The organism is Nonomuraea glycinis (assembly GCF_014646515.1).
GTDB classification, from domain to species: domain Bacteria; phylum Actinomycetota; class Actinomycetes; order Streptosporangiales; family Streptosporangiaceae; genus Nonomuraea; species Nonomuraea glycinis.
The window spans coordinates 129,016-155,072 of record NZ_BMNK01000013.1 but is presented as its reverse complement, the minus strand read 5'-3'; the positions used below and the strand labels follow the sequence as shown (position 1 = coordinate 155,072).

The following is a 26,057-nucleotide window of genomic DNA, read 5'->3' as shown; positions in this document are numbered from 1 at the left end:
GGCGCGGGCCTCAGCCCTTCGCCACCTCCCCGACGTCGAGCCGCCTGTCGGCCCTGGACGGCATCGGCTGCAGCGTCTCGACGGTGAGGTTGTACTCCCCGACCATCGCCACCTTGGTGAACGCCTGATAGGTGCCGGGTCGCCCGGGCACCTCGGTCATGGTGATGGGCCCTTGCCGATGGGCCATCGGCATGGCGACCATGTCCGTCCAGGCGACGACCTGCGCCTTGGTGACCGGATCGTAGGAGCCGGGCGCGCTCACCCGGGCCACGATCCGTACCTGCAGGTCACCGAGGTGCGTGGCGGTCACGTCGATCGACGCCGCAGGCGGCCGCTCGCCCTTCGTCGCCCCCGCGGATCCCTGGTCCGCCACCGGTTGCCCGGCGACCGCCGGGCCCGCGGCCGTCGGCCGGGTGACGAGGAAGCCGATCACCCCGATGCCCAGGGCCAACGTCATGCCGACGCAGACCCCGAGCACCAGGCCCTGGCCGAGTGGGCTCAGCCCGGTGGATGTCGCCGGACGGCGCCGGTCGGGCCTGGCCTGCCGGCGTGCCGGTACGGGCTTGCCGAGCGTCTCGTCCGACCCCCTGAACTTGCTCTTCAGGCTCATTCCGACCTCCTACGCTGGCTGCCCTGATCCGCCGCGTCGGGAAGCCACCCGTGCGGGTCCGGCGCGTCGGCGGGCCTGGGGCCCGGTCTGCGCACCGCGTCATCGCGCAGCGGGATCAGGTCCGGCCGCAGGCCGAAGTGCACCCGGAACAACCCCCACTGTCCACCGGGGAGATGACGGGGCAGGGTGTTGGAGTGGTAGAGGTAGTCCCCCGGCGCGGCGCGGAAGCCACCGGCCCCACCGCCCGACCTCGGATCCGCGACGAAGTCGTAGACCACGCCCGGGACGATGTTGAAGACGGTCCCCGGGTTGAACTGACCCTGAGTCGCCGCGATCTGGGACTGCGGGTCGTCGGGTGACCGGCGCCAGGTGTGGCCGTGCAGGGCGAAGCTCGTGGAGCGCGGGTCGCCCACGGCCTGCCCGACCCGGAAGACCGTCTTGTCACCCGTGTACGCCTGGAACACCGGCGTCGACGGGTCACCGTGCACGGCGGAGCTGAAGATGTCGGTGATGTTCTGGTTCTGGGCGAACCGGTGTGACCAGGGTTCGTTGGTGTAGTTGATGGAGAACTCTCCCATGTCCTCTGGGTCGTCGGCCTGCCGGCTCGGCGTGAGCACCAGGTCGAAGTTGTCCGGCACGAAGTGGTCGTCCTTCGGATTGCCGTTCCTGTCCTTGTAGAACAGCGACAGGTCGCTGTTCATCAAGATGATGTTCTCCCGGAAGTCCTGCTCCATCGGATGGATGATCACCGCTGCGGTGCCGCTGGTCAGCGGCCGGCCGGTCACCGGGTTCAGGTACTCCGAGCCGGGCTTCTCGATGATCAGCGCCCCGTACAGGCCGTGGTGCAGGTGGTTCTGCACGTCGGCGTGATCCCGCAGCAGCGCCATGCCCGTCAGGTCCGTGGGCACCTTCCAGTGGTACCGCGTGCTGTGTCCGGGCGCCACCGCCTCGGGTGGCGCCCCCGGGATGAGTTGCGCGCTGATCGACGCCTTCGCGCTCACCGGGAAGGGCTCGAAGCCCGGGACGTTGTTCTCGTCTTTGGGTGGCCGGTCGATGCACTGCGGGAAGCGCACTTCGTTCTCCTTGAACCCGAGTTGCCCCGGTTCCAGAGCTTCGTGGCAGTGCGGCTTCATCTTCTTCGGATCGAGCTTGTTGGTGAAGTTGACCGTCACGCAGTCACCCGAGTTCGCCCGGATCACCAGGGGCTCCGGCTGTTTGCCGCCGGTCCGCAGCGCGTGCTCATCGGCGGCCAGCGCGTACATCAAGCCGTTCGGATCATGGTCGCCGAATTTGTTGTAAGTGATGTCCTTGTTCATGGCGATGATGTCGAAGGTTCGGTTCTCGCCGGTCGCGCAGAAGGGCAGGACGCTCGTCCGGCCGCGCTGACTCGTGAGCGACTGCGCGGCAGGCTCGGCGTACCTGTCGTTCACCCCACCCGCGCAGGCGCGGCGCGGGAAGTCCGGCAGCATGGGGATCGGCGTCTTTCCGGATGACGGATCGACACAGGGGAAGAGCCGTAGCAGCCCCCAGGCCCCGAGGAACCAGTCATCGGCACCGGCGTAGTTGTACTGGTAGTCGACCTTCTTCGTCTCCGGTGCGACCGGCACCGGATCGTCCGGCGCGGGAGACACGTCGAAGTATTCGAGCATGCCTATGTGCTGCGCCCCGACGACGTTCGATCCGGGATCTCGTGGCTCGAACTTCCACCGGAACTGATCGAGGTTGAATCCGTGTGACTCCTCCTGCGAGAGCTGGAAGAGCCGGAACTTCACCGGATCACCCCGGTACGCCTTGAGGAGCGGGGTGAACGGATCCCCATGGACCGCCGAGTTGAACAGCTTCGACGGGTCGGCGTTCCTGCGGGCCTCGAACGGCTCCAGCCGGTAGTTGATCCCCATGCCGCCCTGGTCGTCGTTGCTCGACGGGAACTTGGCCGGGAAGATCGGCACCCCGAACTTGGTGGCGAACCTGTCGTCGGTGCGCTTCCTGGGGTCGTTCGGCTGGAACAGCGGCACATGGTCCTCGACGAAGAGCGAGAAGTTGCGATAGTCCCGGCCGTCGGTGCGCTGACCGTTGTGGTCGACCGTCGGCTTGCAGTGCAGGTCGAAAACGGTCCCGATCGGCGCCCTCCGCCAGATCGCCGAGTTGCTCTTCTTCGGCAGCACCGGTACGCACCCGGCCGGGTGGATGGTGGCGCCGCCGAAAAGGCCGTTCTTCTGATGGACGTTCGGGAAGAAGTGGTCGTGGAACGAGTTCGCCGTGGTGTTCTCATGAACGAAATCGCGAAATGTGATCGTCTGGCCGATGTCGGCGCCCTGGTCGTAGTTCCAGCCGTTGGCGGCTCCATCGGACGTCAGCACGTCGAAGTAGACCATGTGCTGGTGGATGCCGACCTCGTTGGTCACCTGCAAGCGGTCGAAGACCGTGCCGCCGAACTTACGGGGCAACTCGTTGGTCAGTTTGTAGACCACGCAGTCGCCGACGTTCAGGATGGGCGCGAACGGCTCCGGTTTACGGCCGTTTCGCACCGCCTGTTTGTCGGACTGCAGAACGTAGACCCGGGCCTGTGGGTTGGTCCACTTCAACTTCGGGTTGTACAGCTGCCGGATCTGGATGGCCGCCACCTTGTACGTCTTGGTGGGGCTGCCGACCGGGCACGGGTCCTGGAAGAAGCCCCCGGGCACTCGTGCGCCCGGGTCGGCCGCCGCCTTCTCCAGTGCGGTCGGCGGGAAGACGCCGCCTGCCGCTCGGCTGGAGACCCCGAGCGGCGGCTTCGGCGCCTTGAAGCCGAACTGCCCCGGGATGAAGAACGGAAAGCCCGGAGTGGCCGCCCTGGGCGAGGGGGGTGGGTTGATACCCGGGACGTCCGGCCGATAGTCATGGTCCTGCAGCGGCTCCAGCGCCGGCACGGGCGTCCCGTCCGGATTCCGCCGCGTCCCGTCCGCCAGCTTGTCCATCGTGCGGTTGAGGCCCCACATGCCGGAGAAGAAGTGCGGATAGAGGTGACAGTGGAAGATGACATCACCGAAGGTCGCCCGTTTGTCGGGCCCCGCCGACCCCGCACCCCCCTGAAGGACCAGGCCGTAATGACTGCCCGGGGAGACCGACTGCACGTCGAGGGGGTTGGTCGTCGACGTCACATGGGTGGGCCTGCTGATCTCGTCTATGCCCCCCTCGTCCGCCGGGTCGAACATCCAGCGGTTGACGTGCCAGTGGAAGGTATGCGTCTCGGCCTCCGCGGGGTGCAGCAGACGGACCTGGGTCGGCTCGCCGCGGTAGTTCGGGATCACCGAATCCCCGCCGCCCGGGTCGCCGTACACCCACGAGGAGAGTGCCGTCTCCTCGCCGACGCAGGCCTCGGCGTCGAATCCCTGAGCGGCGCGCCGCGCTGCCCCGCACCCCACTTCCTCGCGGTTGTCCCCGGGCTCGGAGCGGTAGTTGAAGGCGAACCACTCGAGCTTGACCGGCACCCTGCCATTCACCAGGGTGTCCGCGTCACCACCGCCGAGGGCGCGCAGCGTGCCCTTGGTCAGCAGCCTGAGCTGGGCCTTCGTGGGGCGCACACACTCGCTGGTGCGCGGCTGCGGCGCCCCGCCCTCGGTGCGGCAGAACCGGGTCAGAATGCCCGGCTCCGCTTCCACCTCGTCGTGCATGAACAGCACGTGCTCCCGGAAATCCACCCCGTCCGGGCGCTTGATGATGGCCCGGGTCCCGGACGGCAGCGGCCCCCCGGTGCGGGAGTCCACCCAGGTCGCCCCGGGCGGCTCGATGACGAACGCGCCGAACGCGCCGAAGGAGTGTGAGCCGATGAAGCGCACCTTGCCGTCGGCATCCACCGGCTGGGTCTGGTGGGAGGTGTAGTCCGCTCCGTCCTTGAACTGGAACTCCCCCTCGGCATGGGCGTGCAGGCGATAGGTGATCGTCTCGCCGGGCCGGGCGGTGGAGTCCGGATTGCGGCCGGCGACGGTGCCGTCCGAGGTCCTGACGTCGTAGTTGAGGCCGTCGAAGTGCATGGAGGCGTTCGGGGCCGTCCGCGGGTCGAAGTCGTTGTCCGGAACGGTGGCGGCCGGCGCGAACTGGCGGGGCTTGGGCGTCACCGTGCCGGGCGCCTTCACGATCTCGCCCGGCAGCGCGAAGATCGCGGCGTTGCGGATCTGCTTGTTCAGCGGCGGCGCCGGCTCGTTGAGCCGGTTGGTGAACCGCACCACGACGCACTCGCCCCGGTTGGCCCGCAGGACCAGCGGCTCGATCAACTCCTTCTCGTTCACCTTGGCCGGGTTGGCGGCTTGCGTGTAACCGGCGCGCACCGCCTTGATGTTCTCGTCGAGGACGTACATGCGCCCCTCGGGCACCACGTCACCGAACCGGTTGAGGAACAGCGGCACGTTGATCAGGGAGACGTCGAACCTCTCGGCCGGCCTCCCGGCGCACGGGTTCGCCGTCGGCGAGCTGGGGACCCTCTCGGCGATCGCGTGGCTCATCAACCACATCGATCCGCCGGAGACGGCTATCCACAGGCAGGCCCCGACGGCCAGCAGCGATCTGAAAACCCAAGAGCGGCTGCGCGACCGGCGCAACAGCAGGGCCGTCATGATGACGGCGACAAGGAGCAACGGAACGAAATCAGTGTGCGGCGCGGACAAGCATCCTCCTACCGAATGACCATCACCTGGTCGGCCCCCGGGCTGCTCTGACGAGATCGCGACCAGAGGGGATGGTCATTCAGCGCGTGATCGCCCCGAGACTTCCGATCACACGGCTGCCGAATCTGCAGGTCAGGCTACGGTTCGGTGATCCCGATCCGGGACAGACTCACCGAGACCACACCGAAGACCGTCGCCGGTTTACCAGTTGGTTCCCCCGGCTTGGTCGCCTCCGACCTCCGGGTCACTCACCGGCGTGGGCGAGGGCCGAGGGGGTCAGCCGGCCGACGATGGCCGGGGCCTCGTGGATGAGGGCGTCGTTCTCCACCGCCTCGACCATGAAGCGGGCGAAGTCCACGCGACGGGTCAGGTTGCTCGCCAGGACGGGGTCGCCCACGTGCCGGCTCCACACCGGCAGGCCCTGGCTGTCGCCCTCCTCCAGGTCGCTGCCGCGCACGACCGTCCAGCCGGTGTCGCTGGCGAAGACCCTCCGGCAGGCTTCCACCTGGTCGTCGATGTCCACGACGCGGGCGAGCTTCGCCAGCCGCCCGAAAACGGTGGCGAACGCCTTGAACGTCCAGGTGTACGCATCCTGCCCGTCGCGGGTGATGTGCCAGCCGCAGGAGAACACCAGCCGGGCGTCCGGGCGCGCGTGGTCGAGCACGGCCTGGGCCGTACCGGAGGCGTAGTGACGCACTCCCCAGGGCACCAGCACCGTGAGCACGGCATCGCACCCGTGCACCGCCCGGGCGATGACCGCGCGGTCGTCGGTCGCCCCGGGGAACACCGTGATGCGTCCCTCGAACTCGGCGAGCTTGGCCACGCTCTTCTCCCGGCAGACCCCCACGACCTCGTACCCGCGCTCCAGTGCGTGCCGCACCATGTAGCGGCCGAGCTTCCCGGACGCGCCGACGACGCACATCCTCTTCCCCGCGCCCGGCAGTGGGGCTCCGTCCGACCTGATGGGTTCCACGACCGTCTCCTCTGCTCGACCCACCTCCGCCCTTACACTGTTAGGCAGAGTCTAACGCTGTTAGAGTCCCCTAACGGTGTAAGGTTGTCAAGCCGTTCAAGCAGCAGTGCAGGTGGGAGGGTTTCGTGGCCACATCCGGTACGCCCGCGCCCCGCCGCACCTCGCTCAGCAGGGAGACGGCGCTGCGTACGGCGGTCGAGATGGCGGACGAGGCCGGCACCGAGGTGCCGAGCATGCGCGGACTCGCCGAGCGGCTCGGGGTCGAGGCCGCGTCGCTCTACCACCACTTCCGCAACAAGGACGTGATCCTCGACGGCATGGTCGACCTCGTCTTCGGGGAGATCGAGCTGCCGCCGGACGACGCCGACTGGCGGGAAGCGATGCGACGGCGGGCCGTCTCGATGCACGACGCACTGGTCCGCCACCCGTGGGCGATCGGGCTGATGGACTCACGGACGAACCCCGACCAGGCCAAGGCGACTCTCCGCCACCACAACGCCGTCATCGGCTGCCTACGGGCGGGCGGCTTCTCGATCACCGGCGCGGCACACGCGTTCTCGGTGCTGGACAGCTACATCTACGGGTTCACGCTCCAGGAGCTGAGCCTGCCCTTCCAGTCGTCCGCCGAGCTGGAGGACGTGGCGGGCTCGCTCCTGCAGGAGTTGCCCGACGACGAGTTCCCGCACCTCACCGAGATGATCGTCGACCGCGCCCTGAGACCTGGGTACGCCTACACCGACGAGTTCGACGTCGGCCTCGACCTGATCCTCGACGGCCTGCACCGACACCGCGAACGCTGGCCGTGACCCGGCCTACGCCGTGCCTGGGTTCGTACGTGGGGTGACCAGGCCGGATTCGTAGGCCAGGACCACGAGTTGGGCGCGGTCGCGGGCGTGGAGCTTGGCCATGGCTCGATTGATGTGGGTCTTCGCGGTCATCGGGCTGATCAGCAAGCGGTCCGCGATCTGGTCGTTGGACAGGCCCTGCGCGACCAGGGCGACGGCCTCGCGTTCGCGGTTGGTCAGGTGGCCCAGTGCCTCGGCGGTGCCGGTGGTGAGCGGCTGGGTGACGTACCTGTTGATGAGCTTGCGGGTGATCGACGGGGCGAGCAGCGCGTCACCGCGCGCGGCGACGCGTACGGCGTGCAGGAGGTCCTCGGGCACGATGTCCTTGACCAGGAAGCCGGCCGCGCCGGCGCGCAGCGCGTTGAAGACGTACTCGTCGAAGCCGTAGTTGGTCAGGATGACGACGTGCACCCCGGCCAGGGCCGGGTCGGCGGCGATGCGCCGGGTCGCCTCGATGCCGTCGACGACCGGCATCTGGACGTCGATGAGCGCGACATCGGGCAGATGCCTCCTGGCCAGAGCCAGGGCCTCCACCCCGTCGCCGGCCTCGGCCACCACGTCGATGTCGTCTTCGAGGTCGAGGAGGGCGCGGAATCCGCTGCGAATGAGCGGCTGGTCGTCGACCAGCAGGACACGGATCATGACGTCCCGCCCACGGGGAGTCCGGCGTGACGGATCATGACGTCCGGTCCACCGGGAGTTCGGCCTGGACGGTGAAGCCGCCCTCGCCGCGCGGCTCCGCGCGCAGGCAGCCGCCGAGGGCGGTGACGCGTTCGCGCATTCCGAGCAGCCCGACGCCGGGCTCGGGGGCGGTGTCCGGGGCGGCCTTGCCGTCGTCGTCGATGCGGATCGCGAGGGTGTCCTGGCGGTAGTCGATCCGGACCGACGCGGTCGCGGTGGCGGCGTGCCGGGCGATGTTGGTGAGCGACTCCTGAACGATCCGGTAGACGGTCCGGCTGACCGCGGCCGGCACGTCGCGTCGTTGCCCCTGGATCGTCAGCGTCGCGTCCAGGCCGATGGTACGGGCCCGTTCGACCAGCTCCGGAACGTGGTCGAGGCCGCGCGGCGGGGTCGTGTCGTCGTCCCGCAGCGCCTGCAGGGTCGCGCGCAGCTCCCGGCTGGCCTCACGTCCGGCCTCCTGGATCGCCAGCAGGGCCTCGGGCACGTGTTCGCCACGCCTGCGGGCCACGTGGACGGCGACTTCGGCCTGCAGCTTGATGATCGAGATCTGGTGGGTGAGCGAATCGTGCAGCTCCCGGGCGATGTGCAGCCGCTCCTCGTCGGCGCGGCGCCGCGCGGTCTCCTCCCTGGTGCGCTCGGCTTCCTCCGCCCGCCGCTCGGCCTGCCGCAGCGCCTCACCCGCGGCACCGGCCGCGACCAGCCAGGCGATCTCGAGCGCGCCCCGGGACCGCGCGAACGCCTCGCCCGCGTCGTGCACGCCCGCGGCCAGGGCCGCGAGCGGGAGCGCGGCCAGCATCAGCACGCTCGCCGCCACCGTGACGACGCGGTGTCCCGCCCGTACGGCGGCGTACACCGCGAAGAGGTACGCCACGGCGGGCACGTCGAAGCCCGCCACCTGGTGACCCACCGCGCACAGCCCCGTGACGACCAGGACGGCGACCGGAGCCCGCCGGCGCGCGGCCAGCGCCAGGCCCCCGGCCGCCAGCAGCGCGTAGCCGAACAGGTCGAGGCTCGTCGCGGAGCTCTGCCCGGACAGCCCGGTGACCAGCAGCGTCGCCGCCACGCAGACGGCGATCGCCCAGTCGACGACACCGGACCATCTCGGACTCATGCGCGCACCTTAACCGGATGTCCGCCCGGGCGACTCCTGCGAACGGATGAACAACCGGCTACCGCACCCGCGGTACCTCCGCCGATCCTGCGGCGTTCGCGGTAGCCGGCTGCGGCATCGGCGGCACCGCGAATCACCTCCCTCCGCCCGACGACCGGCGATGGGTCCAGCGGACATGCTCAGGCAACGTCCAGTCGCAGTCGCAGGAGGAGATCCTCATGGCAGTCAGACCCATGCTCGTCATGGCCGGAACCACCCTGGTCGGAGTCCTCGGGCCTGTCGCGCCGGCGGTCGCACAGGTCCTGGCCCAGCCGGACCCCGCCGGCGCGTACACCATGAGCGCCGGCCGTCTCTGGTCCTTGGTGGCCGCGCTGCTGGGGCTGGCCGGCGCGGCGATCGGCGCCCTGGCCCTGGCCCGCCCCACCGCCCGTATCGGCAGATGGGGAGCCATCTGGGCCTTGCTGGCGGGGCTGGCCGGCGCGGCCATCGGCGGCCTGGTCGTAGCCACCGCCAAGGGCGGCCCCGGCACCGGCTACGGCATCGTCGGGGGTTATGTGGCCCTGGTGATCGGCCTCATCGCCATGACCCTCGGCGGCCTGACCCTGGCCCGCCATCGCCGCACCGGCTGACCTAACACGTCGTACAGGTGGGCGGCAAGCTCGCCGAATGTCTGCGAGGCCAGACGTGGTCGTCCCAGCTCAGCCAGCGCACCCCGGTGTTTTTGCACCGTATGGGAAGCAAATATGCTAGATGTCTAGTTTAGAATGCACTCGTACATGATTGAGACAGATCCGATATCTGGTCATCCGGCTGACCAGATATCGGCTCCGCTTGCAGGATGCTCGCAGACTGCGGCCAATATCCAACGCGACAGTCAATCGCCGCGACTCCTGGCGTGTCGTTTCGCTGTCCCGAAGATGGCGTGCTATAAGGTCGCGCGCCACCAGTGGGAATGCATACGCCTGGACGCTCTGACACCATGGAACGCGCGCACCCATCTGACGGCCGCCAAAAGGCTTGTAGTAGTTGAAGCATTGATTTTCCCTCTCGCCAGAGAGCTTAGAGACGGCTCTCGCTCCCGGCCAGAGCGAAGAATCCGAGCATGGGCGAGCTCGCTCGGGTGTGCTGTGGATCTATGTCGCGCTGCATCCGTGGCGCCGAAATCACCTACTCAGCGCCCGGGCAAACCATGATCCAAGCAGGTCATCCCCTTGGCGATCAGTCGATGGACCGGCGCCCACGGGTCCGCAAGTTGACACAGGTTGCCTTTTAGGCCGCCCGCTATTGACCTAAAAGGCGATAGCAAAAGGGAATCGCGCAAGTGTTTTGAACCTTACATGACAACTGGCTCTTATATGTATAAGCTCGGTAGCCATGTCGGAACCTGACTCGTCCTATGTGCGAAGCCGCCTTTGCCACGCGGCCGAAAAGCCATGGCTGTGCATATCGGACGAAAAGGTACTCACCCAGTTCTCGCGGAATGCGAATAAGTATCTAAGCGAACCACGATATGCTCGAGAGCGCGAAATATCCCTTTTGACCGGCACACTCACGATCGAGCAAGCAGCCCGCTATGTGCTCCGTTCAGTATTTCCCAGAGATATCGAGCGGGCCAGCGTAAGGTACACGACGGCGGGGGACCTAAGGAAGGCAGGGTTTGCGGTCCTGCACACTCCAGGTCGCATCTCCGCAGGTTGCGACGATGATCTGAGCCATGTCTCGGTGATCTGGCCTGCGGACGATCCCGTGCAAAGGCAGGACATCCCATGGGGCCCCGACGTGACGGCAAGCTTCACTCGATGCTTCAATAGGCATGAAGATGAGCGGAGGTAGGGCGGTGAATCTAGACTTTTTGATCAAGCGAGGGCTGCCTCCTTGGCGCCCGCGCCCCGAAGCGTCCGATCTAGACGTGTGGCATGAGTACGAGATCCCGCTAACGGGCACCTTCCATCTCAACGAAGATCTCATCCTCTTTAAGCAAGTAGCTGCTGCGACCGAAGAGCGAAGCGCGTGGGCATACGTGTGGATCAACCCGGACGATGTCGAGTCGGTAGAAAATGCAGTTTTTCCCTCGCTAGATGAGATGGATGCGTTCGTCGAGGACAGATTCGCTGGCCGCGAGGTAGTGATCGCCCTTGCTGACGGAGACAAGCTTCTCGGCCTCTGGACGCGAGAGACCATCGATTCAGGTGGCCTGCCGCAGGCTCTTGAGGGTGCGCTCAACAAGGTGATCGAGAGTGTCGATCAGGTGGGTGAGCAGGAGCGTCGCATCCGGGCGAAGCTGGCAGGGGTTGAGGCGGCGACGGCGGAACTTGACCTGCTGTCGGCCTGAGACGGATCCAGGCCGCTGACACGGTCGAGTGGGCCCTTCGCGTCACTCGTTGACTTACGATCTCGGCATGGTGCTGCTGAACCGGGAGCCGGGGCTCAGTCGGCGGGTGGTGCTTCTGGCCGTCGGGGGGTTGCTCGCCGGTTGCTCTCAGCGGCCTGAGGTCGATCGGGTTCAGCTGCGGCTGGCCACCGGGCCGGCGGGGGCGGTGTATCGGCGTATCGGTGGGTCGCTGGCCGAGCACATCTCCGAGCAGGTGCCAGGAGCCGTGGTGACCACTGTGCCGAGTGGGGCGTCCACCGACAACATCCGGATGCTGCGGGCCGGCGAGGTGCACCTTGGGCTGACGAGCCTGGACGCGCTGATCACGACCGACGGCAGCGCTCCCGAAGGGCTTTCGGCGATCTGCCGGCTCTATGACAGTCACCTGCATCTCGTGGTGATGGCCGGGTCGGCGATCGAGGAGTTCCGGGACCTCAAGGGGAAACGCATCTCTCTCGGGGCCCGGGATTCGGGCACGGAGTTCACGTCGCTGCGGGTTCTCGAGCTCGGCGGGCTGGACATCGACGGCCGGTATCTCAGCCAGGCCGAATCGGCGGCGGCGCTGCGGGACGGGAAGATCGACGCGATGTTCTCGCTGACCGGTGTGCCGACGCCCGCGATCACGGACCTGGCGCAGCGGCACCCGGTCCGGCTGATCTCGCTGGACGCGCAAGCGGACGGGCTGTTCACGGCCTTTCCGGGGCCGTACGCTCCGGCCATGATCCCGGCGACCGCCTATGCCGGGGTCGCGGCCGCCCGGACGGTGGCTGTGCCGAACGTGCTGCTGGCGCGTAATGACCTGCCCGATGATCTGGTGTACGCCGTCACCGACACGATTTTCGCGCACACCGGTACGATCACCTCCGCCGGCCAGGACGACACCGGAGCCGAGGACGTTCCCGAAGCGTGGCGGATCAACGTGCGTACCGGGATCTCCACGGGAACGATCCCGCTGCATCCGGGCGCGGCCGCCTGGTTCCGCGACCGCAAGCGCTGACCCAAGCACTGATCGAAGCACAACCAGGTGCCTCAGACGGGTGAAGGAGTCGGAGAAGACGACGCCGCCCGGGGGACGGCCGGTAACGCGACCACCGCGGCGAACCCGTACCCGGACCCGTCCGGACGCGGCAACCCGTCCTCCAGCCGCAGCTCTCCCCCGGCCGCACCCACCAAATCCGCACAGATCGCCAGTCCCAGCCCGGTCCCCGGCACGTTCTGGTGCCGTGGCGACCGCCAGAACCGCCGTAACGCCTGAGCCCGCTCAGCGGCGTCGATCCCCTGACCGTCGTCCCGGACGGCGATCACGACCCCGGCCTCGGCCGCGTCACCCGCCCCACCAGGGACGATCCGGGCGGTCACCTCCACCACCCCCGCCCCCGACAGCCGCAGAGCGTTGCTGATCAGCTCGTCCAGAATGCTCCCCAGCCCACCCGTCGGCTCCAGCAACCGCAACCCCGGCGGCACGTCCACCGTCAGCGTCTGCCCCGCCGTGGCCGTCAGCGCCCGCCACCGGTCCGCCCGCGTCGCCAGCACCGCGTCGAGGTCCACCGGCGACGTCGTCCGGATGCTCTCCATCCGCGCGCTGGCCTGCAGCGAGTTCAGCAGCCGCTGCATCGCCTTCAGCTCGTCGACGGCGACCTCGTACATCTCCCGCCCGTCCCCGCGCAGGTGCGGATCCAGGCTCTCGACGGCGAGCCGCAGGCTGGTCAGCGGGTTGCGCAACTGGTGCGAGGCGTCCGACACGAACGCCCGCTGCCGCTGCACGGCGTTCTCCACCGCGTCCATCATGGTGTTGAACGACTCCGCCAGCCGCCGCAGCTCGACCGGCCCCGCCTCGGCGTCGGCCCGGATGGTGAGGTCGCCCTGGGAGATCCGCGAGCTGGCCGCGTCCAGTTCCCGTACCGGCCGCAGCACCCACGCCGACACCGGCCAGGCGACGGCCACCAGCGCGATCAGCGGCAGCAGCCCGAGCCCGGCGAGCCAGGCCCAGCGCGCGAGGATGCGGTGGCGGGTCTTCGACAGGTCGGAGATCGTCACGACGGCGCCGACGACCTCGCTGTCGCGGCCCACCGGCTCGGCGACCACGAGCGCGGAGTCGTCCCACGGCGCCCAGTCCCCGGACGGTTCGGGCCGCGCGCCGGCCAGGGCCGCGGTCACGATCCGGGGCAGCGCCGGCTCGGTCCGCGCCGCCTCCTGGTAGGCGCCGCGCGGGCCGAGCAGCACCGTGCCCGACGTGTCGATCACCGCGACGGGGATGCCGTACAGCGAGTGGTAGCGCGCCAGCTCCTGCTGGAGCGCCTCACCGCGCCCGGTGGACAGCGCGGTCTCGGCCAGCGACGCGAACCGGCCGACGTCGTTGAGCTGGTCGACGTACGTCTGCTGCATCTCCTGCTCGGCCACGGTGACGCTGAGCGGGGCGCCGAGCGCCGCGACGAGCAGGATCGCGAAGGGCACCAGGACGAAGAGCAGGCGACGGTGCACGGCGGGTCAGCCGATCAGCTCCGGCCGGTCGGCCAGGAGCCGATAGCCGACCCCGTGGATCGTGCGGATGGGCACGGCCGGTCCGATCTTGTTGCGTAACGCCGCGATGTGGGTGTCCAGGGTGCGGCTTGAGGACTCCCAGGTCGCGCCCCAGATCTGGTCGAGGATGACGTCGCGGCTGACGACGTTCGGCGCTCGCCGGGCGAGCAGCAGGAGCAGCTCGAACTCCTTGCGGGTCAGCGTCACGGGGGTGGCGTCGACAGTGACCTCGCGGGTGCCGACGCAGATGCGCATCGGGCCGAGGACGAGCGGCTCGTCCGGGTGGCTCAGGGCGCGAGCCGCCCGGGTGCGCCGCAGGACGGCGTCGATCCGGGCCAGCAACTCGGGGATGCCGAACGGTTTCACGATGTAGTCGTCGGCGCCGGCGCGCAGGCCGCGGACCCGTTCGTGCTCCTCCGAGCGCGCGGTCACGGCGATGACGGCGGTCTCCGGGCGGTCCCGCAGCTTGCGGATCACGTCGAGGCCGTCGCCGTCGGGCAGGCCCAGGTCGACGAGGACCACGTCGGACGGGTCGGCCCGCATGGCCTCCGCGGCGGTGGCGAGCCGGTGGACCTCGAAGCCCGCCTGGATCAGCACGCTCACCAGACCCCGCGCCACGCGGTCGTCATCTTCGATGATGGTGATCCGCATACCGGATTGTACGGCCGGACTCGGCGCTCGTGTCAGCCCCACAGTTCTTGGGATTTCTCTGACATTCGGCGCATTCCTTGGGATTCCTCTGACACTATCCGCGCCCCTGCCAGCCCAGACTGAGGCCGCGCACACACGAGGAGGCTGCGAGATGAGAACGGCCAGCAGGTACGGAACCACCGTTCGGATGTTCACCGCGATCGGCGTGGTCTCGCTCGTCGCCGCCTGCGCCGGAAACGGAGGCACCGGCGCGGGCGGTCCCAGCGGTGGTGGCTTCCCGGACCAGAGCATCACGATCGTGGTGCCGTTCAGCGCGGGCGGCCCGACGGACACCGTCACCCGCATGATCGCCGAGCCGATGGCCGCCAAACTCGGCGCCAAGATCGTCGTACAGAACGTCGAGGGCGCGGGCGGCACGGTCGGCGCCGGCGAGGTCGCGCGGGCCGAGCCCGACGGCTACACCGTGCTCATGCACCACATCGGCATGTCCACGGCGCCCGCCCTCTACCAGAACCTGGGCTTCAAGCCGCTCGAGGACTTCCAGACGGTCGGGCTCGTCACCGAGGTGCCGATGACGGTCGTCGCCCGCAAGGACTTCGCCCCCGCGACGCTCCAGGACCTCGTGACCCACGTGAAGGCGAACGCCGACAAGGTCACCCTGGCCAACGCCGGCATCGGCGCCGCGTCCCACCTGTGCGGCCTGCTGTTCCAGACCGCCGCCGGCGTCAAGGTGCAGGAGGTCCCGTACGAAGGCACCGGCCCCGCGCTGACCGACCTCGTCGGCGGCCAGGTCGACTTCATGTGCGACCAGACGACCAACACCAGCGGCCAGATCTCCGCGGGCGAGGTGAAGGCGTACGCGGTCACCACGCCGGAGCGGGTGAAGAGCCTGCCCGACGTGCCCACCACGGCCGAGGCGGGGCTGCCCAAGCTGGAGGTCAGCGTGTGGCACGGCCTCTACGTGCCCACCGGCACGCCGCAGGACATCGTCCAGAAGCTGTCCGAGGCGCTGAAGGTGGCGCTGGCCGACCAGAAGGTCGTCGACCAGATGGCCAAGCTCGGCACCGCGCCGGTCCCGGCCGGGGACGCGACCCCGCAGGCGCACCGGACCAAGCTCGAAGAGCAGCTCGGCGTCTGGGCGAAGGTCATCGCCGACGCCGGTGTGAAGGCCTCCTGAGGTGGAACGCCGCCGGTCCTTCCCGGACGTCCTCGCCGGGGGAATGTTCATCCTGATCGGTGGCGCGTTCGTGGTGGGGGCGCTCGGCTACGAGCTGGGCACCCCGCTGCGGATGGGCCCCGGCGCCTTCCCGGTGCTGGTCGGCGCGCTGGTGGCCGCCCTGGGCCTGGCGATCGTCGTCAAGGGACTGATCGCCGGCGAGGTGGCCGAGTTCGGGCCGGTCCCCTGGCGGGCGATCGCAGTCATCGTGCTCGCGGTGATGTTCTTCGGATTCACCGTACGGGGCCTCGGATTCGTGCCGACGTCGGCGGTGACCGCCCTGCTGACCACGCTGGCCAGCACCCGCGTACGCCCGCTCATGGCCGTGGCCGTGGCCGCCGGGCTGACCCTGGCCGCCACGCTCATCTTCGTCGTCGGACTTCAGCTGCGGATCCCGCTATGGGGCCCTTGGCTGGGGTTCTGACACGGCATCCGGATTGAGGCATGGAACTTCTCGACAACTTAGCGCTGGGCTTCTCCACCGCCCTCCTCATCCAGAACGTCCTCTACTGCTTCGTAGGCGTGCTGCTCGGCACGGCGGTCGGCGTGCTGCCCGGCATCGGGCCGACGGCGACGGTGGCGATGCTGCTGCCGATCACGTTCAACTTCGAGCCGGTGACGGCGTTGATCATGCTGGCCGGCATCTACTACGGCGCGCAGTACGGCGGCTCGACGACCGCCATCCTGATCAACCTGCCCGGCGAGTCGTCGGCGGCGGTCACCGCGCTGGACGGGCACGAGATGGCCAGGCAGGGCCGGGCCGGCGCGGCGCTGGCCACCGCCGCGATCGGGTCCTTCATCGCGGGCACGGTGTCCACCGTCGTGCTGGCCGTCGCGGCCCCACCGCTGGCCCGCGTCGCGTTGCAGTTCGGCGCGGCCGAGTATTTCTCGCTGGTGCTGCTGGGCCTGATCGTGTCCATCGCCCTGGCGCGCGGCACCGCACTCAAGGCCCTCGCGATGATCTTCCTCGGCGTCCTGCTCGGCACGGTCGGCCAGGACATCTACACCGGCACGCCGCGCTTCACGTTCGACCAGCGCGAGCTGTACGGCGGCATCGACTTCGTGTCGGTCGCCGTCGGCATGTTCGGGGTGGCCGAGATCCTGCGCAACCTGGAGAACGAGCAGACCCGCACGGCGATCGTCACCAAGGTGAAGAACCTCTGGCCGACCCGCGAGGACCGGCGCCGGATCGCCGGCCCGATCCTGCGCGGCACCGGTCTCGGCGCCGCGCTCGGCGTCCTGCCCGGCGGTGGGCACGTGCTGGCCTCGTTCACCTCCTACGCCGTCGAGAAGCGGATCTCCAAGCGGCAGCAGGAGTTCGGGCACGGCGCGATCGAGGGCGTGGCCGGTCCCGAGTCGGCCAACAACGCCGCCGCGCAGACGTCGTTCATCCCGCTGCTCACCCTGGGCCTGCCCGCCCACCCGGTCATGGCCCTGATGATCGGCGCGTTCATCGTCCACGGCATCACCCCCGGCCCGAACGTGATCACCGAGGAACCGGCGCTGTTCTGGGGCCTGATCGCGTCGATGTGGATCGGCAACGTGCTGCTCGTGCTCCTGAACCTCCCGCTGATCGGCCTCTGGGTGCGCATGCTGCGCATCCCGTACCAGGTGCTGTTCCCGATGATCGTCCTGTTCGCCTCGATCGGCACGTACTCCCTGGGGTTCAACGCCTACGACGTCTACGCGATCGCGTTCTTCGGCATCCTGGGCTACGTCCTGATCAAGTGCGGCTGCGAGCCGGCGCCCCTGCTGCTCGGCTTCGTCCTCGGCCCCCTGCTGGAGGAGAACCTGCGCCGGGCCCTCATCATCTCCCGAGGCGACGCGTCGGTCTTCCTCACCCGCCCGATCTCCGCGGTGCTCCTGGTCCTGGCCCTGGCAGCCCTGGTGGTCGCCGTTTTGCCGACGATCCGTAAGCGCCGCGAAGTGGTGTTCACCGAGGAGGATTAGGAGACTGCCGCCGGCTTCTCAGACGAGGTCGGCGGCGCTGGTACCGGCCGCGGGATCGACCGATTCAGGGTGGTTCGTGATGATGGCGGTGACGCGGATCTCGACGCGCATCTTCGGGGCGCCCAGGGCCGGGACCCCGATCTCGGTCCAGATGGGTGAGCGGTCGCCCATGCGCTTGCGGAACTGCTCGACCATGACGCCGTTGTGGACCTCGCCGATGAAGTCGGCGGAGTCGGGAATGTGGTACGAGTTCACGGCGATGACATCACGCCAGGTGGCGCCGGCCGTGGCGAGAGTTCGCTCGACGTTCTCGAAGGCCTGAACGATCTCCTCTTCGAGGGAGTCGGGGAAGTTCCAGTCATCGTCCCAGCCACCTTGACCCGAGGTCTCGACGCGGTCGCCGACTCGAACGGCCTGGCTGTAGTGCATGTTGGCCAACTGCGTGTCGCCGTACCCGGGTGTGGCGAAGAACTCCGGCTTGCTCATGGCGATCCCTCCGAATTAACTTCACGTTTGAAGTGAACGTATCAGGCTTTTACTTCACGCGTAAAGTCATGAGTGCTCGGTAGGGTGGCCTCATGGCCATCACCGCGACCCCGGACCCCGGCGGGAGTCCCCCCGACGAGACGCTGTGGCTGACCGCGGACGAGAAGGAGGCCTGGACCGGGCTGGTCTCCCTGGTCCTCCTGCTGCCAGGCCGGCTGGAGTCGCCGTTGCAGCACGAGTCGGGACTGACCCTCTTCGAGTACCTGACCCTCAGCCACATCTCGGAGGCCCCGGAGCGCCGCCTGCGGATGAGCGAGCTGGCCTACCTGGCCAACGGCTCCCTCTCGCGCCTGTCCAACGTCGTCAAGCGGTTCGAGCAGCGGGGCTGGGTGGAGCGTTCGCCCGACCCCGATGACGGCCGCTACACCATCGCGGCCCTCACCGACCTCGGCTTCGAGGTGGTGGTCGCCGCCGCGCCCACCCATGTGCGCTCGGTGCGGCAGTTCGTGCTCGACCCGCTCACCGCCGCCGACCGGCAGGCACTGGCGCGCATCGCCGCCAAGCTGCGGGTACGGCCTGTCGACCTGACCTGATTCCCCGGCCATGACCTGTTCGGGGGCAGGTGTCGGCGAGTTCCCGGGCAGCGGTCAGGGCTGGATGAGGACCTTCAGGGCGGCGCGGTCGTTCATCGCGCGGTAGCCGTCGGGCACCTGGTCCAGGCTGATGGTGCAGTCGAACATGCGGCCGGGGTCCAGGGTGCCGTCCAGGACCTCGGGCAGCAGCTCCTCGATGTAGGCGCGGGCCGGGGCGACGCCGCCGGTGAGGGTGAGGTTGCGGAAGAACTCGGCGAAGCCCATCGGCGTCTCCTCGTACTGGGGAACACCGACCCGGCTGATCGTGCCGCCGTCGCGGGCCACGGCGAACGCCGTCTCGATCGCCTGCCTGGTGCCGACGCATTCCAGCACGGTACGGGTGCCGTCGCCGCCGGTCAGCTCCCGTACATGCTCGATGGCCTCCTCGCCGCGCTCGGCGACGATGTCCGTGGCGCCGAAGTGGCGGCCCAGCTCGGTACGCTGCCCGTGCCGGCCCAGGAGGATGATCCGCTCGGCGCCCAGCCGCCTGGCGGCCAGGACCGCCGACAGGCCCACCGCGCCGTCGCCGATCACCGTCACCGACACGCCCTGGTCGACCCCGGCGGTCACGGCGCAGTGGTGGCCGGTGCAGAACACGTCGGACAGGGTGAGCAGGGACGGCAGCAGCTCGGAGTCCTCGCCGACGGGCAGCTTGACCAGCGTGCCCTGGGCCTGCGGGACGCGTACGGCCTCACCCTGGCCGCCGTCCACGCCGTCGGCCGCCCACAGGCCGCCGTGCCGGCAGGAGGTCTGCAGGCCCTCGCGGCAGAAGTCGCAGGTGTTGTCCGACCAGACGAACGGCGCCAGCACGACGTCACCGCGCCGCAGTCCGGACACTTCCGCGCCGAGGTCCTCCACGACCCCGAGAAACTCGTGCCCGATGCGCTCGCCCTCCTCGGTGGCCGGCCTCGACTTGTACGGCCACAGGTCGCTGCCGCAGATGCACGAGCGCAGCACGCGGACCAAGGCGTCGGTGGGTTCGCGCAGGACCGGGTCGGGCACGTTCTCCACCCGCACGTCGCCGGCGCCGTAGATCAGGGTTGCTTGCATGAGTGCCTTCCGTCCTTCAGGTAGTGGTCGTTTGCCTACCCGCGGCCGGTCGAGGCTGGGTGACCGATATGCCGGGTTGTGGTCCGTTATCGGTAGATTTACCTCGCCAGAGCAGTCCGACCCGAAGGCGCCGCACGTTGATCGCCCGCTCACTCGCCGACGCGACCCTCAGCGCCTTGGCCCCCCGGACAAGCGCTCTGAACTGCGATGATATGGATTTAGATATTGGTCTTCCATAAATAGCAATATTGGACAGGAACGATGTCCTGTGATGATCTCTACGCATGAAGAAGACGATTCCGCAGGTCCTACGCCCCTGGCTCGGCGCCGCCGTGCTCGCCTCGCTCACTCTCGGCGGCATCCCCGCGTACAGTGCCACTGCCCACGCGAGCGCCCCGCGCGGCGGCGCCATGGTCGCGACGGCCTATGAGGTCAAGCCGGGTACCGTTGTACGCGATGATCTGCGCGCGGTGTTCGACGCGGCGAAGGTTCGGGGCACGTTCGCGTTGCTGGACGTATCGTCCAAGAAGGTGACCGTGGTGGACCGCCGGCGCGCCGAGAAGCCGATGGTGCCCGCCTCCAGTTTCAAGGTCCCGCACGCGCTGGTCGCTCTGCAGACCGGTGTGGTCAAGAGCCCCGACGAGGTGATCCCCTGGGACGGCACGCCGCAGCCGTTCCCCGAGTGGGAGAAGGACATGAGCATGCGCGAGGCCGTTCGCGTCTCCAACGCGGCGGCGTTCCAGGTGATCGCCCGCCGCATCGGCCTCCAGCGCGAACGGCAGTGGCTGCACCGGCTGGGCTACGGCAACCGGCAGACCGGGACGGTGGTGGACCGGTTCTGGTTGGACGGCCCGCTGAAGATCTCGGCGGTGGAGCAGACCCGGTTCATGGAGCGGCTGGCCGCCCTGCGCCTGCCCGCCTCTCGCACGCACCAGCGCACCGTCCACGACCTGATCAAGCAGGAGGAGAAGAACGGGTACGCGCTGTACGCCAAGTCAGGCTGGCAGAATGCCCCCGATCCCGGCACGGGCTGGTGGACCGGGTGGGTCGAACGCGGCGGACGCGTGTACACGTTCGCGCTGAACATGGACATCGCCAAGGACGGCGACGCCGCGAAGCGCGCCACCCTCGCGCGTGAACTGCTGCACCGGCTGAACGTCCTGCCCACAGCGTGAGCGTTCCCCACGAGGACCCCGTCGATCAGTAGGGGACCTTCACGGAGGTGGCGATGCTCCAGGGGCCGCAGTCGGAGCTGAAGGTGCCGCTGTCGCAGCCCTGGACAATGAAGACGGTCCTGACGAGCCCGCCGTTCTCCACCCGCACGTCGCCGGCGCCGTAGATCAAGGTATTCGGTTCTCGGAACGTGCCGATCCCTTCAGGGCAGCCCGTACCTCCTCTTGATCTGCGCCGCCTCCTCCTCCGTCACCTCGATCGGCGTACGACCCAGCTCCGCCCGCAACTCACCCACGATCCTCTCCTCCGAGGCTCGCACACGGGACCGGAGCTGGGCGAACTGGTCCCCGAACAGCTTCGCCGTCGGCCCGGTCCACACGGTTCCGCTCTGGAACTGCCGGTAGGGCGTCTCGATGTCGCTGTCGATCTCCCCGATCATCGGCTCGACCACGCGCAGGGCGTTGCGCAGAGCCTCGTGCAGTGGATTGGACACCAGCGCCGCCATGGTCAGTCCTTCGCAGTACGAGGGGCAGTCGCGTCAGTCATCAGCTTGGGCGCGATCAACTTCATCAACGCGATCACATCGGCCGCGCTGTCCCGCCCTTCGACGCCCTTCGACATTCCGACGAACAGTTGGGCCTCTCCTCTCACCAGCACCGCACCGGCCTGGTTCTTCTCAACCGTTCCGCCTTGTGTGTAGAAGCCGATCCCGCCGGGGACGATCTCGGGCAGCGGCTTGTCTCCGGCTTTGATCTGGGCCTTGACCCACTCTTCTCCGCCTTCCGGAGTCAGGTCGACATCGATCAGCTTCTTCTTCCTGCCCGTCGGCTGATAGATGGCACATCCGCCCACGCCCACCCCATCGCCGAAGCTGAGGTCGAAATCTCCGCGAGCGATCGGTTGACGCACGCCCGTCATCAACTCCACAGCACGCAGCGGAATGTGGTCGCACATGTAGGGCGGCGCGGCGACTGCCGGCAGTGGTGTCCTGTCAACGGGAGGTTTCTGGGTACTTGTACAGCCAACCAGCAGCACAGCCATGCCTAGAGCGGTGAAAATTCTCACTTGTGCTCGCTGAAGGCGCGGCCGTAGGCATCCACCAGTTCCTCTTTCGCTTTCTTCCATATCGTGCCCTCGTGGTCGTCCTCCGCCCACTGCTCGTAGGCGTCGAAGTGTGGATGCTGGGTGGCGTTCTCCGGTGTCATCTCCCCCAGCGTCATCAAGGTCCCGTCGGCTTTGAGGAAGCTCAAGGAGCGGCGAGTCTCCTGGGCGAAGAGTCCGTGGTCGAACATGGCCTGGGCCACGAGTTGGGTCGCCAGAAACTCCGACCTGGCCTTCGCTACGTTGGCTTCGTACGTCGCCTGGTTCTTGTTGACCTCGGTCTTGGCGCTGTCCTCGATCAGGCTGCTCCACGAACCCACGACGCCGGCCGCAATGGGCCAACCGGCCTTCTGCGGAATCGCCAGCCCAGTGTTGACCACCGCCATGATCTCCTTCATCTTCCGTTCCTGGGCCTCATCCAATTTCTGGCCCTCAGCCATACGAGCGAGCCCCGTCGCGTCGGTGACCAGGCCGAACCCTGCGCCCACCTCCTTCGCAGCGGCTACGAAGCTCTTGTGATCGCCGCTTGCGGCATTGTGGTCGAGCAGCCTTTTTGACCACACGGTTTGGGCCGCCATCAACGTTGAGACGGTCTTCGGATCCTCCTCGAACGCCTCCTCCATGACCACTCGTAAGTCCTCCGTGCGAAACTGCGCACCCCACGGCTCGTTGGGCGGCCAATGCTCGGGGTTGACGGTGCGCACGCGAGCCCCGCTGAGCCCTGATTTCTTGGAGGCGTAGGCGACGTCAGGAATATAGGCGGCGAAGATGAGCGCGGTCGTACTGGCCGGAACGGCCGATTTGCCACCCTTGTTGATCCGCTCACGCTGCAACTCAGCGAACTCCGAGGCCAGTTCGGCGGACAGGAAACCGCGGGACGGATTCTGCGCTGTGCCGTCATGGTCCCTGAAGACTGTGGTGGCCGCCTCGACCGCCCTGCCCACCTCCTCCTTGCCGTTCAGTGTGGGCCGTTCGACGAGAAAGCGTTTGAGCGCCGTAGGGTCCTTGGCGAAAAAGTCCTGGGCGACGGCAGGGTTGCGGGCCAGTGCCGTCATCATGTCCACGATCGGATCCTGGTGGTAATCGCGTAGGACCGTTCCGCCCTGAGCCGGGGTTTTACGATCGTGCGCGTCGATGGCCCTGGCCGCCTGCAGCAGAAAACCCGCGTCGAACGAGCCGTACTTGATCGCCTTGGCGAGTGCCTCGTGATCCGCAGGCGTGCGGACGGCAGTGAGCTCCTCGCGCCAGCCGGCGTCCAACCGAGAGCTGGCCGTACCGAGAGCCTGGCTGAGCGCGATCTGGAGACGGTGGAGCTGCTTGTCGCCCCGCACCGTTTTAGCCATGACCGACCGGTACGTGGTGGCGCCCAGCGCGTGCATGAGCATCGTGGCGAAGGCGGGATCGCCGATGCGCTTCTCCAACTCGGAGAGGGTCTTCTTGTCGATCTTGCCGGTTTTCGCGGTTTCGGCCAGCCGATTCGCGGCGGCGTAGACGTCGGCGTCACTGGAGGACCGGTTGTAGAGGGCCTCGTCAAAGGGGACCATGCCGGCGGTATCGGCCCCCCACGTTGTGGTCAGCGACTGGATGGTTGTATTACGCCGACGCAACTCCGGGCGTTTGGAGCTGATGAAGTTGCCCATCTCGCGAAGAGCCGCCAGGGCGGAGACGTCGAGCTGAAGCCGGCTCAGCGCCTCCCGGATGCGTGGCTCATGAGCGCGGACCGTGGACTCGACCCTGCCGAGGTCACGCTCGAAGCGGTCCATTTGCGAGGGGGTGATACCGGAGTAGTTCCAGTCAGGAGGGCTGGGGGTCAGGGATGGTTTCGCTGTGGTCTGCGCTGGTGGCGGTGTGGCCTGGTCAGCGGGGCGGCCCGGTGTGGGCAACGGGGTGGGGGTCGGCTGGGCGTAGTCCCCGGGAGGCTGGTCGGTCTTGGCCTGTGAAGGCGGAGTTGGGAGGGCGTCGGGTACCGGGTGACTCATGATGGGTCTCCAGCGACGCGAATAGCCGACCTGATTCCGATCCCAGCGCGCCTCGACGGAGACTCATAACGAGCTCCCCATGGATTCTCCCCCGAGGATGTGGGCTATCAGGCAGGAGTTAAGCACATGAGCCAATCCCGGTAAACGCTTTACGCGTCTCTATAAACAACCGGAATTGGCTCGCGTGATATCAGACGGCTCAGAATGTTCATCACAGCGCGGTCAGTAGGGGACTTTGACGGAGGTGGCGATGCTCCAGGGGCCGCAGTCGGAGCTGAAGGTGCCGCGGTCGCAGCCCTGGACGATGAAGACGGTCTTGACGAGCCCGCCGTGGCCGTTGGAGGTCATGCAGGTGTCGCCGCTGCATGTCGGGTCCACGGAGTAGGCGCCGCTCCACGGCGTCAGCCGGGCCACCTTCACCTGCGTGGCCGGGCCGCCGCCGGCGCTCCAGCGGACGTTGAAGAAGTCCCAGTCGCGGCCGAGGCCGCTCCAGCGGAAGACGGCCTTGCCCTTGGCGTAGTAGGCGCGGACCAGCGTGCCGCCGCCGAGGTTCGGCGACCAGACGATCTTGCCGTTGCGGAAGGTCTGGTACGAGCCGCGCTGGCTCGCGTAGCCGTACTCCTTGGAGGTCGGGCAGCCGTAGACGCTGGTCTCGCCGCCGTTGGAGCGCCACAGGTTGCCGACGAGACTGCCGGCCGGCGCTACCAGGGCGGGGTCGCAGGTGGTCGCGCTCGCGGGGGCGGCGCCGATCGTGAGGGCCGTGGCGGCCGTGCCGAGAGCGGTGGCGAGGCCGAGGAGGGTGCGCAGGTGCGGCATTGGAGTGTCCTTTCCGGAGTTGGTTGCGCACTATGTGTAATACGAAGCACTTGAAAGGGGGTGACGGCGGTTTGCGGCCCGCTTACTGAACGCTTTCTCGCCGACGCGGACAGTTCGGTTGCGGGCCCGACACTTGATCAGCGCGCCCTGCAGGGGATCCGCCCGAACCCGCTGGGTAGGCCAGAGGAGACAGGTGCCCACCTGGCCTTTTATGTGACCGAGCAGGTCCGGCAGGTCGACGGTGGGCTTGGCGGAATCGGTCAAGGAGCGTCGCATGGCACGAGTGTCCGTTGCCGGTCTCGGCAACATGGGGAAGGGCATGGCCCGCCGCCTGCTCGCGGAGGGACACGAGGTGACGGTCTGGAACCGGCATCCCGAGGCCGGGGACGAACTCGTCGCGGCGGGCGCCGAACGCGCCGAGTCCGTCGCCGACCTGTTCGCCGCCGGGCCGGTGCTGTCGATGCTGGCCGACGACGCCGCCGTGGCCGCCGTCTTCGACGACTCGGTGCTCGCCGGCGCGGGGCCGGACGCCGTCCACGTCGGCATGTCGACGATCTCCGTCGAGGCCGGGCGCGCCCTGGCCGAGCGGCACGAGGCCGCCGGGATCGGCTATCTGGGGGTCCCGGTGCTGGGGCGTCCTGATGCGGCGGAAGCGGGACAACTCAACCTGCTCGCCGCCGGTGACAGCGGGCTGATCGACTCGCTGGAGCCGGTGTTCTCGACGCTCGGCCGGCGTATCTGGCGGGTGGGTGCGCAGCCGTGGCAGGCCAACCTGGTGAAGATCACCATGAACCTGCTGCTCATCCACGCGCTGGAGGCGATAGCCGAGGGTTTCGCCTTGGTGGAACGGCACGGGATCGACGCACACGACCTGCACGAGGTGATGACGGGGACCGTGCTGACAGGGCCGGTGTACCAGGGCTACGGCAAGCAGATGGCGGACCGCGCGTACATGCCGGCCGGTTTCCGCACCGTCCTGGGCAACAAGGATCTCGGCCTGGCCAAGGCCGCCGCCGACGGGGTCGGGCTGGAACTGCCCACCATGTCCGCCCTGCGTCAGACGTTCCAGGACGCGATCGACCTGGGCCTCGGCGACCACGACTGGGCGTCGATCGCGGAAGCGGTGCGGGGATCGAACGCGCCGCGAGACGAATGACCCGTCTCAGCAGTACGACGACAAAGGCGCGGGGTGACCGCCGCGCCTTCGGCCGGTAAGGTCGTGATCTTCGGCCGGCGTCGGCCGCCGGAG

At 68.3% G+C, this 26,057-nt stretch carries 24 protein-coding genes; 10 read left to right on the top strand and 14 right to left on the bottom strand.

Going from position 1 to position 26,057, the window contains the following annotated elements; genetic code table 11:
- Positions 1–10: 10 nt before the first annotated feature.
- From IEY87_RS31220 to IEY87_RS31210, 3 genes are all read right to left on the bottom strand, one after another.
- Positions 11–610, bottom strand: coding sequence for a FixH family protein (locus IEY87_RS31220; protein WP_189142406.1), 600 nt, complete (start codon positions 608–610; stop codon positions 11–13).
- Complete coding sequence (locus tag IEY87_RS31215; RefSeq protein ID WP_189142405.1) at positions 607–5,202, bottom strand: hypothetical protein; 4,596 nt, start codon at positions 5,200–5,202, stop codon at positions 607–609. The genes IEY87_RS31220 and IEY87_RS31215 overlap by 4 nt, the downstream gene beginning before the upstream one ends.
- A 295-nt stretch (positions 5,203–5,497) precedes the next feature.
- Entirely contained in the window at positions 5,498–6,226 is a 729-nt protein-coding gene (locus tag IEY87_RS31210) for an NAD(P)-dependent oxidoreductase (RefSeq protein WP_225277812.1), read from the bottom strand.
- A gap of 125 nt (positions 6,227–6,351) precedes the next feature.
- Between IEY87_RS31210 and IEY87_RS31205 the strand changes: the two genes are divergently transcribed.
- Positions 6,352–7,032 (top strand): TetR/AcrR family transcriptional regulator, encoded by a 681-nt coding sequence (locus tag IEY87_RS31205; protein ID WP_225277811.1) that lies wholly within the window; start codon positions 6,352–6,354, stop codon positions 7,030–7,032.
- 6 nt (positions 7,033–7,038) lie between these two features.
- Here the strand turns inward: IEY87_RS31205 and IEY87_RS31200 are convergent, their stop codons facing one another.
- Together IEY87_RS31200 and IEY87_RS31195 are read right to left on the bottom strand one after the other, a co-directional pair.
- Positions 7,039–7,713 carry a response regulator gene (locus tag IEY87_RS31200; RefSeq protein WP_189142404.1) on the bottom strand — a complete coding sequence of 225 codons (675 nt, stop codon included), beginning with the start codon at positions 7,711–7,713 and terminating at the stop codon, positions 7,039–7,041.
- Positions 7,714–7,747: 34 nt separating this feature from the next.
- Entirely contained in the window at positions 7,748–8,863 is a 1,116-nt protein-coding gene (locus IEY87_RS31195; protein ID WP_189142403.1) for a sensor histidine kinase, read from the bottom strand.
- 218 nt (positions 8,864–9,081) lie between these two features.
- Between IEY87_RS31195 and IEY87_RS31190 the strand changes: the two genes are divergently transcribed.
- The 3 genes from IEY87_RS31190 (at position 9,082) to IEY87_RS31180 (ending at position 12,231) form a co-directional block, all read left to right on the top strand.
- Positions 9,082–9,492 carry a DUF6223 family protein gene (locus IEY87_RS31190; protein ID WP_225277810.1) on the top strand — a complete coding sequence of 137 codons (411 nt, stop codon included), beginning with the start codon at positions 9,082–9,084 and terminating at the stop codon, positions 9,490–9,492.
- A 1,280-nt stretch (positions 9,493–10,772) separates the two neighbouring features.
- Positions 10,773–11,195 carry a hypothetical protein gene (locus IEY87_RS31185; RefSeq protein WP_189142402.1) on the top strand — a complete coding sequence of 141 codons (423 nt, stop codon included), beginning with the start codon at positions 10,773–10,775 and terminating at the stop codon, positions 11,193–11,195.
- Positions 11,196–11,262: 67 nt separating this feature from the next.
- Positions 11,263–12,231 (top strand): TAXI family TRAP transporter solute-binding subunit, encoded by a 969-nt coding sequence (locus tag IEY87_RS31180; protein WP_189142401.1) that lies wholly within the window; start codon positions 11,263–11,265, stop codon positions 12,229–12,231.
- A 32-nt stretch (positions 12,232–12,263) separates the two neighbouring features.
- On the opposite strand, the gene IEY87_RS31175 is transcribed toward IEY87_RS31180, so the two are convergent.
- The gene (locus tag IEY87_RS31175) at positions 12,264–13,715 is read right to left on the bottom strand and encodes a sensor histidine kinase (RefSeq protein ID WP_189142400.1); all 1,452 of its coding nucleotides are present in this window, start codon (positions 13,713–13,715) and stop codon (positions 12,264–12,266) included.
- 6 nt (positions 13,716–13,721) lie between these two features.
- Positions 13,722–14,405, bottom strand: coding sequence for a response regulator transcription factor (locus tag IEY87_RS31170; protein WP_189142399.1), 684 nt, complete (start codon positions 14,403–14,405; stop codon positions 13,722–13,724).
- 151 nt (positions 14,406–14,556) lie between these two features.
- Here IEY87_RS31170 and IEY87_RS31165 point away from each other — a divergent pair, with 151 nt between their 5' ends.
- The 3 genes from IEY87_RS31165 to IEY87_RS31155 are packed head-to-tail and all read left to right on the top strand — an operon-like array spanning position 14,557 to position 17,571.
- A complete protein-coding gene (locus tag IEY87_RS31165; RefSeq protein WP_225277809.1) occupies positions 14,557–15,582 on the top strand; it encodes a tripartite tricarboxylate transporter substrate-binding protein in 1,026 nt (341 codons plus the stop codon).
- 1 nt (position 15,583) lies between these two features.
- A complete protein-coding gene (locus IEY87_RS31160) occupies positions 15,584–16,045 on the top strand; it encodes a tripartite tricarboxylate transporter TctB family protein (protein ID WP_189142398.1) in 462 nt (153 codons plus the stop codon).
- A gap of 20 nt (positions 16,046–16,065) precedes the next feature.
- The gene (locus IEY87_RS31155) at positions 16,066–17,571 is read left to right on the top strand and encodes a tripartite tricarboxylate transporter permease (protein WP_189142397.1); all 1,506 of its coding nucleotides are present in this window, start codon (positions 16,066–16,068) and stop codon (positions 17,569–17,571) included.
- A gap of 18 nt (positions 17,572–17,589) precedes the next feature.
- Here the strand turns inward: IEY87_RS31155 and IEY87_RS31150 are convergent, their stop codons facing one another.
- Complete coding sequence (locus IEY87_RS31150) at positions 17,590–18,057, bottom strand: RidA family protein (RefSeq protein ID WP_189142396.1); 468 nt, start codon at positions 18,055–18,057, stop codon at positions 17,590–17,592.
- 92 nt (positions 18,058–18,149) lie between these two features.
- Here IEY87_RS31150 and IEY87_RS31145 point away from each other — a divergent pair, with 92 nt between their 5' ends.
- Entirely contained in the window at positions 18,150–18,650 is a 501-nt protein-coding gene (locus tag IEY87_RS31145; protein WP_189142395.1) for a MarR family winged helix-turn-helix transcriptional regulator, read from the top strand.
- Positions 18,651–18,704: 54 nt separating this feature from the next.
- On the opposite strand, the gene IEY87_RS31140 is transcribed toward IEY87_RS31145, so the two are convergent.
- Positions 18,705–19,739 carry a zinc-dependent alcohol dehydrogenase family protein gene (locus tag IEY87_RS31140; RefSeq protein WP_189142394.1) on the bottom strand — a complete coding sequence of 345 codons (1,035 nt, stop codon included), beginning with the start codon at positions 19,737–19,739 and terminating at the stop codon, positions 18,705–18,707.
- Positions 19,740–20,023: 284 nt separating this feature from the next.
- Here IEY87_RS31140 and blaOXA point away from each other — a divergent pair, with 284 nt between their 5' ends.
- Complete coding sequence (blaOXA, locus tag IEY87_RS31135) at positions 20,024–20,914, top strand: class D beta-lactamase (RefSeq protein WP_189142393.1); 891 nt, start codon at positions 20,024–20,026, stop codon at positions 20,912–20,914.
- A 25-nt stretch (positions 20,915–20,939) separates the two neighbouring features.
- Here the strand turns inward: blaOXA and IEY87_RS31130 are convergent, their stop codons facing one another.
- The 5 genes from IEY87_RS31130 to IEY87_RS31110 form a co-directional block, all read right to left on the bottom strand.
- A complete protein-coding gene (locus tag IEY87_RS31130) occupies positions 20,940–21,083 on the bottom strand; it encodes a hypothetical protein (RefSeq protein WP_189142392.1) in 144 nt (47 codons plus the stop codon).
- Between the two features lie 31 nt (positions 21,084–21,114).
- Positions 21,115–21,417, bottom strand: a complete 303-nt coding sequence (locus tag IEY87_RS31125) for a hypothetical protein (RefSeq protein ID WP_189142391.1) — start codon at positions 21,415–21,417, stop codon at positions 21,115–21,117.
- A gap of 2 nt (positions 21,418–21,419) precedes the next feature.
- On the bottom strand, positions 21,420–21,953 hold the full coding sequence (locus IEY87_RS31120) for a hypothetical protein (protein WP_189142390.1): 534 nt from the start codon (positions 21,951–21,953) through the stop codon (positions 21,420–21,422).
- 20 nt (positions 21,954–21,973) lie between these two features.
- Positions 21,974–23,776 carry a hypothetical protein gene (locus tag IEY87_RS31115; RefSeq protein WP_189142389.1) on the bottom strand — a complete coding sequence of 601 codons (1,803 nt, stop codon included), beginning with the start codon at positions 23,774–23,776 and terminating at the stop codon, positions 21,974–21,976.
- 438 nt (positions 23,777–24,214) lie between these two features.
- Positions 24,215–24,808, bottom strand: a complete 594-nt coding sequence (locus IEY87_RS31110) for an LGFP repeat-containing protein (protein WP_189142388.1) — start codon at positions 24,806–24,808, stop codon at positions 24,215–24,217.
- 241 nt (positions 24,809–25,049) lie between these two features.
- Here IEY87_RS31110 and IEY87_RS31105 point away from each other — a divergent pair, with 241 nt between their 5' ends.
- Positions 25,050–25,964 carry an NAD(P)-dependent oxidoreductase gene (locus IEY87_RS31105; protein WP_268241368.1) on the top strand — a complete coding sequence of 305 codons (915 nt, stop codon included), beginning with the start codon at positions 25,050–25,052 and terminating at the stop codon, positions 25,962–25,964.
- The last annotated feature ends 93 nt before the right edge of the window (positions 25,965–26,057 follow it).

Excerpts from the sequence above, each read along its gene's own strand:
- IEY87_RS31220 (WP_189142406.1), bottom strand. The coding sequence starts at position 610 with ATGAGCCTGAAGAGCAAGTTCAGGGGGTCGGACGAGACGCTCGGCAAG.
- IEY87_RS31215 (WP_189142405.1), bottom strand. The coding sequence starts at position 5,202 with ATGACGGCCCTGCTGTTGCGCCGGTCGCGCAGCCGCTCTTGGGTTTTC.
- IEY87_RS31200 (WP_189142404.1), bottom strand. The coding sequence starts at position 7,713 with ATGATCCGTGTCCTGCTGGTCGACGACCAGCCGCTCATTCGCAGCGGA.
- IEY87_RS31195 (WP_189142403.1), bottom strand. The coding sequence starts at position 8,863 with ATGAGTCCGAGATGGTCCGGTGTCGTCGACTGGGCGATCGCCGTCTGC.
- IEY87_RS31190 (WP_225277810.1), top strand. The coding sequence starts at position 9,082 with ATGGCAGTCAGACCCATGCTCGTCATGGCCGGAACCACCCTGGTCGGA.
- IEY87_RS31180 (WP_189142401.1), top strand. The coding sequence starts at position 11,263 with ATGGTGCTGCTGAACCGGGAGCCGGGGCTCAGTCGGCGGGTGGTGCTT.
- IEY87_RS31170 (WP_189142399.1), bottom strand. The coding sequence starts at position 14,405 with ATGCGGATCACCATCATCGAAGATGACGACCGCGTGGCGCGGGGTCTG.
- IEY87_RS31165 (WP_225277809.1), top strand. The coding sequence starts at position 14,557 with ATGAGAACGGCCAGCAGGTACGGAACCACCGTTCGGATGTTCACCGCG.
- IEY87_RS31155 (WP_189142397.1), top strand. The coding sequence starts at position 16,066 with ATGGAACTTCTCGACAACTTAGCGCTGGGCTTCTCCACCGCCCTCCTC.
- IEY87_RS31150 (WP_189142396.1), bottom strand. The coding sequence starts at position 18,057 with ATGAGCAAGCCGGAGTTCTTCGCCACACCCGGGTACGGCGACACGCAG.
- IEY87_RS31145 (WP_189142395.1), top strand. The coding sequence starts at position 18,150 with ATGGCCATCACCGCGACCCCGGACCCCGGCGGGAGTCCCCCCGACGAG.
- IEY87_RS31140 (WP_189142394.1), bottom strand. The coding sequence starts at position 19,739 with ATGCAAGCAACCCTGATCTACGGCGCCGGCGACGTGCGGGTGGAGAAC.
- blaOXA (WP_189142393.1), top strand. The coding sequence starts at position 20,024 with ATGAAGAAGACGATTCCGCAGGTCCTACGCCCCTGGCTCGGCGCCGCC.
- IEY87_RS31125 (WP_189142391.1), bottom strand. The coding sequence starts at position 21,417 with ATGGCGGCGCTGGTGTCCAATCCACTGCACGAGGCTCTGCGCAACGCC.
- IEY87_RS31120 (WP_189142390.1), bottom strand. The coding sequence starts at position 21,953 with ATGGCTGTGCTGCTGGTTGGCTGTACAAGTACCCAGAAACCTCCCGTT.
- IEY87_RS31115 (WP_189142389.1), bottom strand. The coding sequence starts at position 23,776 with ATGGACCGCTTCGAGCGTGACCTCGGCAGGGTCGAGTCCACGGTCCGC.
- IEY87_RS31110 (WP_189142388.1), bottom strand. The coding sequence starts at position 24,808 with ATGCCGCACCTGCGCACCCTCCTCGGCCTCGCCACCGCTCTCGGCACG.